Origin of the sequence: uncultured Haliea sp. (genome assembly GCF_963973825.1) — a bacterium.
Lineage (GTDB): Bacteria > Pseudomonadota > Gammaproteobacteria > Pseudomonadales > Halieaceae > Haliea.
The window spans coordinates 1-10,039 of record NZ_CAXBAE010000024.1; the positions used below are offsets into that span (position 1 = coordinate 1).

Sequence of the window (10,039 nt, forward strand, 5' to 3'; positions counted from 1 at the left end):
GCCAGGCTTCTAAACCCAAACCCCGAAGTACACTGTGCTTCGGGGTTTTTTATGGGGTTACTCCGGAGATTTACTGGTCTTTCGGTACGCCTTGATCGCGCGCGAGGGCCACCCTCTTCAGCATGAACTCGACCGCACTGCGAATCTCCGCATCCGAGCAATTCTCGCACAGCCCTCTCGCGGGCATGTCGCCAATGCCGTCCAGTGTATTCTGGTACAGCACGTCGAGGCCCAGCGCCAGGCGGCCCTCCCAGTCAGCCGGGACATCGATGTTGGGGGCTCCGGGCACCTCTGCGCTATGGCAGCTGCTGCATAGCTGTCGGTACAGCGTGGATCCGTCCCGTGCCTTGGTGGCGTCGTTGCTCAATTGTGGATCGCGTCGCAGTCGCAGCAGTCGGCCACCGTTCTGTACCAGCAGCAGCAGAGAGCCGTCGTCAGCCACTTTGATGTCGCGAAAACGCCCCTTCGCTTCCACGAGGATGCCGCGCTCGGAGCGCACCTGGCCATCCACCAGTGCCAGCTTGCTGACATGTGCGCCTCTGAGCGCGCCAACCAGCAGGTGCCCTTCCCACTCCGGGAACATGTCGCCGCGATACAGTGTGACCGGTGATGCGGCGATAGAGGGCAGGTAGTAGTACAGCGGCTGCTGCATTCCCTCATGGCGTGTTCCCAGGCCAATCTTCTCGGTGGTGTAGTTGGCGCCATAGGTGATGGTTGGCCAGCCATAGTTCAGGCCAGCCTCGATGATGTTGACCTCGTCTCCACCCATGGGGCCGTGCTCGGTCTGGAAGAGCTGTCCGGAAAGAGTGTCGAATACCAGGCCCTGCGTATTGCGCACTCCAGAGGCATAGATTCTGGCGTCGACATCGGCGACGCCAACGAAGGGATTGTCAGCGGGGATGCTGCCATCGTCCATCAGGCGGAGTATCTTGCCGTGCAGGGAGGACAGGTCCTGGGCGCGTGTATTGACGGTGCGATCGCCGATGCCCACGTAAAGATAACCTGCAGTATCGAAAGCGATGGCACCGCCAAGGTTGGCGGGGGCCCGCGTGAAGGGCTCGGCGGTCAGCAGACGCTCCACATTTTCCAGTGCCGAGCCATTGAGTCGTCCCCGGCTCAGCGCCGTCGTGTAGTGACCGGGTGCCTCGGAGCTTTCCGCGGCATGCGTGAAGTACAGTAGTCGATTCGTCTCGAATTCGGGGTGCAGGGCAATATCCATGAGCCCGAGTTGCCCCTTGCCCGAGGGAATCGCGGGCAGTCCCGAAATCTCGGTGCGACTCCCGTCCCGGAGATCGATCCGCTGCAGGGTGCCACGAATCTCCGTAACCAGTACCTCCGTGGGTGACAGGATTTCCATGGCCCAGGGGTACACCAGGCCGCGGGTGACGGTGTCCAGAACGGCATCCCGGACATTGACGGCAGCAAGCGACTTCAAGTCACCATCGTAGGGCGCTGGTTGTCCGGGGCGGACTTTACGGGGTTTAGCAGGGGGCGGGGTGCGCGGAGGCGGTGTTGCCGCAGGCTTGGCTGGCGCTGCCGCCGTGGTTGGCGTCGCTGCGGGCGCATCGCCCGCGCGCCATATACCCGGTATGGCCGAGAGAGTGCCTCGCTGTTGCAACCAGGCTCCTGCCACGAATGCGCTGCTAAGCGCAGCCGCCACCAGCACTGTCCTGGCGGCGGTTCCTGTAAATGTCATTGCCGCTGTGTCCGCTCGACTGGCCTGTGTAAGCGCAACGATAACACGTACCGGGCGTTACTAGCGCTCTGCCTTGAAGCCTGCCTTCTGGGCATCCCAGGTGTCTTGGGTGATGCCGGCTTCGCGCAGCTTGAACTTCTGTACCTTGTTGGTCGGCGTGTAAGGCAGGGCCTCCACCTGCTCAAGGTACCTTGGCACGAAAAAGTAGGGCGCATTGTCGTTGATAAACTGCGCGAGTTCCTCAGGCGGCAGTGTCTTGCCCGGTTTGAGTATGTAGTTGAGCTTCAGCTCGGTTTCGGAATCAAGAATCTCGCTCGGCACGCCAAAGGCGGCGCAGTCGGCTATTGCGGGGTGGCGTCGCGCGACCATCTCCACTTCGAAGGTGGAGATGTTGCGGCCCTTGAGGCGCACAGCATCTTTCTTGCGATCGGCGAAATAGTAGTAACCGTCCGCCTTTTTGCGCAGCATGTCTCCCGTTTTGTACCACTCACCCTCGAAGGCATTACGCGTCGCTTCGGGGTCGTCGAAGTAGCCGTTGAAGATGGCGAAGGGCTCCCGTGGCCGTACCCAAAGCTCGCCGGCTTCACCCTCGGGGACATCCTTGCCTGCGTCGTCGACCAGGCGCGCATCCAGTTTGGGGGAGGGCAGGCCGCAGCTCCCCGGTGGCGGTAGCGGCTGGCCGGGCGCGGTGATCACCAGCTGCATGCATTCGCTCTGCCCCAGGCCCTGGGGCATCAGCTCCAGGTTGAATCGCTTGCTGAAGGGGCCGGCGATATCCGGGGGTATCGGCACGGCCATCAACTTGCGCAGGCTGTGCTGGCCGTCGTCCGGCTTTTCCGCTGCGTTCCACAGGAACATGTGCATGGCACCTACGGTGAAGCTCTGTGTGGCCCCGTAGTAATCCACGCGCTCCCAGAAATGACTGACCGAAAACGCCGGGTCCACCGCCAGCGGAATGCCAACGATGAGCGCGCGCAGGATGGAGGTCACCCAGGCTGCGGAGTTGTACATGGGCAGAACGGAGTAGATGACATCACCCGGGCGCGTACCGAACTGCGCGTTGCCGGTCTCTACCGCGTTGAACCACACGTTGTGGCTTTGCATGACGCCCTTGGAGCGGCCGGTTGTACCGGATGTCCAGAGCACTGCACTGGTGTCGCCGTAGGTTTGGCCGGCAAGGTCCGGCTCCGGCGCGCCCTGCCGGTAAAGGCTGTCAAACGGCGTGGCCGAGGGCAGCCCGGGAACGTTCCCAAGTGCCACCAGGTGGGCGACGTCGAGATCGGAGACGACCTGCCCGACCCTGTCGGCGTGTTCACTGTCCGTCACCAAGACGTGCGGACGGCTGCGATTGATAGTCTCGGAGAGCCAGCTGCCTTTATAGTCACCGTTGATTGGAATCCACACCCCCCCGAGTTTGTTGGTGGCGAGCGCAAGGAATATGACTTCGGGCGCGCTGCCCATGAAAAACGCGACCCGGTCGCCCTTGCCCAGCCCCAGCTCCCCGAGCCCGGCAGCGAGCTCATTGACGCGCCGATTGACCTCGGCGAAGCTGTAGTGCGCCTCGCCAAACATGATAAATGTGGCGTCGGGCTGCTGGCTGGCCTGCAGACTCAGGGCGCGGCCAAGGTGGCGGTCTTCGATGCGGTCAAATTGCACTACGTTCATGCGGGGCTCCGGAGCAGGGGTGGGTGTGCCGAGGTGTGGATCACAACGTTATGCCAGAATGTGGGTCGCTGGCCAGATGCCGGCCCATGGCCGCGAGCTGGTGAGCCGCACCGCCGAGGTCGAACTCGAGCTGTTTGGACCAGAGAAAGAAGCGGTGAATCGGGTACTCGATGTCTGCGCCGATGCCGCCGTGCAGGTGCTGTGCGGTATGCGCTACCCGGTGTGAGGTCTCTGCCGCCCACCAGCGCGCAGCGCCCGCCTGTAAGGTGGCGTCCAGTCCCTCTTCAATGCGCCACATGGCACTGTCCACGACTCCCCTCAGGGCTTCGATATCCATATAGCCGTCTGCCGCACGGTGCGCCACGGCCTGGAAGCCGGCGAGCGGCTTGCCGAACTGTTTGCGTTCGCTGGTATAGGCAGCCGTGCGTGCAAGGGCTTCACTGGCGACGCCCAGTTGCAGAGCGGCAGTCATCACTTCCTGGCGCTGGCGCAGTGCAGCGATCTGCTCGCAGCCGCCCAGATCGATGGCCTGCGCGCGGTTGACACGCACCAGCGCCGTGGGCCGACCGTTGCTGACCCGCTGCGCGGTCATGGACAGCTCTGCCTCTTCAACAGAGAACCCAACCAGACTGTCACCGGCGCGGGTCACAATGTACAGGGCTCCTTCAGCCCATGGGACAAGGCTGAGCGTGCCGCTCAGCGTGTCGCCTTCACGCTCCAGCCCCGGTGCAAGGCACAGGGTCAGGTGCGTCTCACCCGCCGCGACTGTGTCGAGGCCGCGAGTGACACCGCCTTGCTCCAGCGCGTAGCCGGCCAGCAGGGTTTCCGGCAGCGGAATCTGTGCCAGTACACCTCCCTGTGCCTGCGCCACCAGGCACTGGGCTACGAAGCCCATCCCCGAGCCACCGTTGGCTTCCGAGAGCCCAAGTCCGGTGAGGCCAGAGCGTGCCAGCGTTTGCCACAGATCGCGATCGAAGCTGTCCTGATGGCGCACGCGAGCCGCGTCATCAACCTGATCGCGAAAGATCCGTGTTGCAAGCTCCGCGATTGCGGCCTGATCTTCGCTCAATGAGAAGTCCATGTTGAGTCTCCAGTTGTGCGGCGTGCGGGCCGCTGTGTGTCCGGTAGAGGTTTCATCGCCGGATGGCAAGAATCTTGTCGGCGTAGTTCATGGCCCGCCTCGGCGGGTTGCAGGCAAATAGCCCGCGGTAGAAGAGGGCGGCCAGCCACTCGGCAAGTTCATCCTCTGTCAGGCCTAGGGCCAGGAGCTCCGGGTTGCGCTCACCGTAGCGGGCGCGCAAGACGTCCTGCCCGATGCCACTCAATGCGTGCACCACAAGGCTGACCTCGTGTTCGCTGAGGTCGCTTTCCGGGAATACGTAGGGAAATACGGCGGTGAGTAGCTTGAGTCGCCGGTTGTAGGACGCCTGCCAGCGTGCGCGGAAGGCCGGATCATCGCTACAGAACTGATCGATGCAGCGCATGATGCCCGGGTGCGCTGCGTGCGCGTGCACGGCCACCCGATAGTGTGAACGCAGCCGGCTGAACCAGTCACCTTTGCTGACATCCCGCTCGATCTGCTCTGTAGCCTCGAAGGCGGCAATATGGTCCTCAAGGATTTCCTCGATCAGGGCATCCAGCCCGCTGTAGTAATGATGGAACAGTCCGGCTGCGACGCCGGCCTCGGCCGTGATGTCCTTCACGCGCAACTGATGGTAGCTGCCCCGGTCGAGGAGGGCGATGGCCGCGCTTTTGAGGCGCTCGCGGGCGAGTTCACCCTTGGGGCGTCGCGGTGTCGATGACGGGCTGCTGCTCGAGGGCATGGTCTTCGCGTGTTCTGGACTGTGTGCGGATTATTATTGATATTGAATCCAAATTCAATAATAATCCTGCGACCATCATTGAAGTCAGGAGGCAGGTCCGTGCACATCGACTATACGGCAGGGCAGCAGGCGTTGCGTAGCGAGCTGCGACAGTATTTCCAGTCGCTGATGACCCCCGAGCTTATCGAGGCGACGCGCGGCAATGAGGGGGGAGATGCCTACAAGTCGGTGATCCGCCAGATCGGCAAGGACGGCTGGCTGGCGCTTGGCTGGCCCAAGGAGTACGGTGGCCAGGGACGTGGCCCCATGGACCAGATGATCTTCTTCGAAGAAGCTCAACTGGCCTGCGCGCCGCTACCCTTTGTAACCATTTCGACGGTGGCTCCGGCCATCATGGCGCACGGCTCCGAGGCGCACAAAGACTTCTTCCTGCCCAGGATAGCAGCGGGTGAACTCCACTTCGCCATCGGCTACACAGAGCCCGACGCGGGCTCGGACCTCGCGGCCCTGAAAACCACCGCCGTCGCCGAGGGTGATGAATGGGTCATCAACGGGACCAAGGTCTATACCTCCAGCGCGGAAGCCGCGGACTATATCTGGCTCGCCGCGCGCAGCGACGTAAACGCCGCTCGCCCCCACGCTGGCATCAGTATTTTTATGGTGGATGCCCACCAGCCGGGCTTCAGCTTTGCCCCGATACATACCGTGGGTGGCGTCCGCACGAACATCAGCTACTACAACGACGTGCGCTGCCCCAATGACATGATCTGTGGCACGCTCAACGGTGGTTGGAAGCTGATCACCTCGCAACTCAATCACGAACGGGTCGGTCTGGCCGCCATCGGCATTTATGCCTATGGACTCTATCAGGACGTGCTCGCCTGGGCCCGCGAACCCGATGCTGCTGGCGTCAGGCCTATAGAAGACGCCACGGTGCAGCGCCTGCTCGCCGAATGCTATGCGAGGCTGGAGGCGATGCGGCTGATGACCTGGCGCATGGCCTGGAGCATGGAGCACGGCGAGCCGGAGGTGGCCTACGCCTCGGCGATGAAGGCGTTCTCCACTGAGGGCCTGATCGAAGTCTACCGCTTGCTCATGGATGCCATGGGGCCGGCCAGTATGCTGCGCCGCGGCAGCGCCGGCGCGGCGTTGGCCGGTGAGTTGGAGGAAGAGTACCGGAAGTGCCAGATCAACACTTTCGGCGGGGGAGTGGTGGAACTCATGCGCGATCTGGTGGCTGCATTTGGGCTGAACATGCGCGCTTACAGCCGGTGAGCCAGACTTTTTTCTTGCCGCAAGCGTGGCATTGGGGTGGCTTTAACGATACATTGCACAAGAGGGTAAAATAATAGACGGTAGTTAAGATCATGGGTGCAGTCAGCAAAGGCGAGGGACGGCGCGAGCGCAAAAAGCGCGAGACGCGGGAACGAATCCTGCTTGCGGCGCGGCGTCTGTTTACGCGCCACGGCTATGAGGCGGTGACGGTTGAAGCCCTGGCCGAGGCGGCAGACATATCCAAGCCCACGTTGTTCAATTATTTCCCAAGCAAACTGGCGATCCTTCAGGCTCTGGTGCCCGGTGTTGATGAGCGCTTCTCCTCCGCCATCGAGCGGTTTCGCGCTGAAGGCGGTACTGCCCAGCAACAGTTGGCCCGGTTCTTTGCCTACGGCGCCGAAATGACCCGTAGAACCCCCACACTGACGCGGGCCCTGTTGCTGCTCGCCCTGCGTGCCTACGACGACCCCAACTTCAGCATCGGCCAGCATCGCTGGCCGCTGTTACATGAGAGCTTTTGCGCCATGCTACGGGAGGGCCTTGCGCGCGGTGAGGTGCGGTCCGATATCAGTGTGGAACGCATCACCCACTACATCCTCGGCATCTATGTGTACGGGCTGCTGAGCTGGCTCTCGGATCCCCAGTACAGTGTGGAAGCCGAACTCTCGGTGGCGGCCGCGTTCCTCGGTTCCGGATTTTCCGTGCGTGCAGAGGGCATCGCAGCCAGCAACTGACTGTCTTGCGGACCACTGCCTCGCTGGTATTGCTATCTGCACTACTTCATCACTTTTTGGTAATCCATCACTGTTCCGGGCGGGTTGTGCCGTGTAAAGTTGGCCCGCCGTCTAAAACATGACCGTGGAAAGGTTTTAGTTCGTCTACAGGCAACACTCTGCCGAGATAAAAATGCCTGCACGCGCCTTGAGCAGTGCAGTGATAAGTGTTCCATCCGCATGAGAGGATCCCCCATGAAGAAGTTCAGATTTGCCCCGCGTCCGCTGGCTCTGGCCCTGTCATCGATTGCCGTCGGCATGAGCATGGCATCGCAGGCCCAGGTAACCGCCCTGGAAGAAGTCATTGTCACGGCGCAAAAACGTGCCGAGAGTTCACAGGAGACGCCTATCTCCATCACCGCCCTGACCTCGGATGCACTGACTCAGCGTCGCATTGAGAACACACAGGACCTGATTGGTCAGGTGCCGGGTGTTGCCGGTTTCAACGCTCCCGGCTCACGTGGCGCCACCAGCCTTGCCATCCGCGGCTTTGGCGGTGGCAGCCCGGCCAACCTGTCGCTCGATCCCGCTGTTGCCGTCTATCTGGATGGCGTCTACGTGGGCAAGATGCAGGGCTCGGCGATGGACGTCGCCGAACTGGAGCGCATCGAAGTGCTGCGCGGCCCGCAGGGCACGCTGTATGGCCGTAACGCAACCGCGGGTGCCGTGAACTTCATCTCCCGCAAGCCGACAGGTGAACTGGGTGTGCGCGCCAAGGGCACGCTGGGCAAATACGACGAACAGGAACTGAAACTGAATGTCGATCTTCCCTCGGTCGGGGAAGTCGGTCAGGGCCTCGGTAAGCTGTCGGCCGCCTTTGGTTACCAGACTCGCGAGCGCGATCCGCTGTATGACAACCTCAATGGTGGCCCCGGCTATGACAGCATTGATCGCGAAGCCTACCGTATCGCACTGCTGTGGGAGCCGACGGACGCACTGAGCGTTGACTACAGCTACGACAGCAGTGACCTCGATGAGCAGGGCGGCCTGCAGAAAGTCACGGGTTTCACCGCACTGGATCCTGCCGGTAATGTGGATCGTATTTCCGCCATGCAGGGTGTCCTGCAGGGCGCCCAGTTCTGGGCCACCATCCCGGGCAGCGACCCGCGCATTGCGTCGCGCTGGATTCCCTCACTGCAGGAAACCATCGGGGTCTACCAGGCCATTGCAGCGGATGGGCAGGGCCGCGTCGATGCCGGTGCTTCTGACTTCGTGCCGACCTCTGACAATGAAGTCGAAGGGCATACGCTGACACTGAACTGGGAACTGGGTGATATGGGCGCGCTGGGCGACGTCACCCTCCGCTCCATCACCGCGTACCGTGAACTGCAAACCTACGTGTTTGGTGACCTGGAGAACATCGACAGCACGCTGGACGAAAACGGCATCGGGGCCTATTCCGACCTGGTGCACCTGACTCTGGCGCAGCTGTACGGCCCCTCGTCGGGCTTCAGTTACCCCTTCGTTGATGGCCTCTGGGCTTCAATCGACCAGCTCGGTGTAAACCACTCGAAGCAGGACACGTTATCTGACTACGAGCAAACCTCGCAGGAGTTCAACATCATCGGTGCGACCGATCGTGTGGACTACGTGCTGGGCCTGTATTACTTCGAGGACGAGGGCAGGTTCGACCGCCGGGCGATTTTCAGCGCCCCGCTGGCGGGCGCCGGCACGCAGGTCTATGAGAACAGCACCGATGCCATTGCCGGTTTCACCCAGGCGACCTGGCGTCCCGCGGCGATGGACGATCGTCTGTCGTTGACGGCGGGCCTGCGCTACACCGAGGAAACCAAGGATATCTTCTACGACTACTCGGCGGTAACGACCCCCTTCGGTCAGACGCCGGCCCGCTCAGTCAGCCGTGAGGAGAACTTCTACAACCTCAGCGGTAACCTGACGGCTGCGTACCAGTTCACCGACGACCTCAACGCCTTCCTGCGCTACGCAACCGGCTACCGCAGCGGTGGTTTCAACGGCGAGGTGTTTGATAACGCCTACGACGAAGAAACCATGGAGCAGTGGGAACTCGGGGTGAAGAGCGACTGGTGGGACAACCGCCTGCGCATCAACGGCTCGCTGTACACCTACGTGTACGAAGATCTGCAGGTGAGCCAGATCAAGTCCGACGGTGGTACCGCCACTTCCCTTATTACCAATGCTGGTGAAGCGGATCGTTGGGGAGGGGAGCTGGAAGTGCAGGTTGCACCTGTGGAGGACCTGGTTCTGAGCGTTGCTTACGCCTATGTTACGGGTGACTTCGAGAAGTTCCCCGAGTTGTGCGGTACTGGCGGCACCTGTATAGAAACCAAAGATGCCGCCGAGCGTACAACGCCGGGCAACCAGATCAACGCCTCGGCTGACTACGTTTTCGCCCGTACCTCCTTCGGTGACATTCGCGGCTATGTGCAGGTCAACTGGCAGGATGAGTGGGCGGAATCCGCCCTGTGGACAGCCGATGTCAGTGGCCAACCGGTGATCTACGATCACGCGATCATGGACGAACGCACGCTGGTGGATGCCCGCCTGAGCCTGGAGAGCATTCAGGTTGGCGATGGCATGATGTCTGTCGCCTTGTGGGGCCGGAACCTGACTGACGATGACTATCCGACCTTCGGTATCAACTTCGGTGGTCTGGGCTTGACGACGGAAGAGTACGGTCCTCCGCGTACCTACGGTCTGGACATTACCTACGAGTACTGAATGTAGCGATCAAGCGTTACTGGTTGCAGGGGTGTCCTTTCGGGGGCGCCCCTTTTTTTTGGTTCATCGCGGGTTAGCGGGAATTTGGTAGAGGCGAACGGTCAATC

The 10,039-nt window shown here is 61.7% G+C and carries 7 protein-coding genes; 3 read left to right on the top strand and 4 right to left on the bottom strand.

The window, feature by feature from the left end; all coding sequences use genetic code 11:
* Positions 1-70: 70 nt before the first annotated feature.
* The 4 genes from AACZ17_RS16985 to AACZ17_RS17000 form a co-directional block, all read right to left on the bottom strand.
* Positions 71-1,435 carry a PQQ-dependent sugar dehydrogenase gene (locus AACZ17_RS16985; protein ID WP_339638997.1) on the bottom strand — a complete coding sequence of 455 codons (1,365 nt, stop codon included), beginning with the start codon at positions 1,433-1,435 and terminating at the stop codon, positions 71-73.
* A 321-nt stretch (positions 1,436-1,756) separates the two neighbouring features.
* On the bottom strand, positions 1,757-3,361 hold the full coding sequence (locus AACZ17_RS16990) for an AMP-binding protein (RefSeq protein ID WP_339638999.1): 1,605 nt from the start codon (positions 3,359-3,361) through the stop codon (positions 1,757-1,759).
* Positions 3,362-3,401: 40 nt separating this feature from the next.
* Entirely contained in the window at positions 3,402-4,442 is a 1,041-nt protein-coding gene (locus AACZ17_RS16995; protein ID WP_339639001.1) for an acyl-CoA dehydrogenase family protein, read from the bottom strand.
* A 52-nt stretch (positions 4,443-4,494) separates the two neighbouring features.
* Complete coding sequence (locus AACZ17_RS17000; protein ID WP_339639003.1) at positions 4,495-5,184, bottom strand: TetR/AcrR family transcriptional regulator; 690 nt, start codon at positions 5,182-5,184, stop codon at positions 4,495-4,497.
* 99 nt (positions 5,185-5,283) lie between these two features.
* Between AACZ17_RS17000 and AACZ17_RS17005 the strand changes: the two genes are divergently transcribed.
* The 3 genes from AACZ17_RS17005 (at position 5,284) to AACZ17_RS17015 (ending at position 9,932) form a co-directional block, all read left to right on the top strand.
* On the top strand, positions 5,284-6,459 hold the full coding sequence (locus AACZ17_RS17005) for an acyl-CoA dehydrogenase family protein (protein WP_339639005.1): 1,176 nt from the start codon (positions 5,284-5,286) through the stop codon (positions 6,457-6,459).
* A 92-nt stretch (positions 6,460-6,551) separates the two neighbouring features.
* Entirely contained in the window at positions 6,552-7,193 is a 642-nt protein-coding gene (locus tag AACZ17_RS17010) for a TetR/AcrR family transcriptional regulator (RefSeq protein WP_339639007.1), read from the top strand.
* A gap of 234 nt (positions 7,194-7,427) precedes the next feature.
* Positions 7,428-9,932: a TonB-dependent receptor gene (locus AACZ17_RS17015; protein ID WP_339639009.1), complete on the top strand. Its 2,505-nt coding sequence runs from the start codon at positions 7,428-7,430 to the stop codon at positions 9,930-9,932.
* The last annotated feature ends 107 nt before the right edge of the window (positions 9,933-10,039 follow it).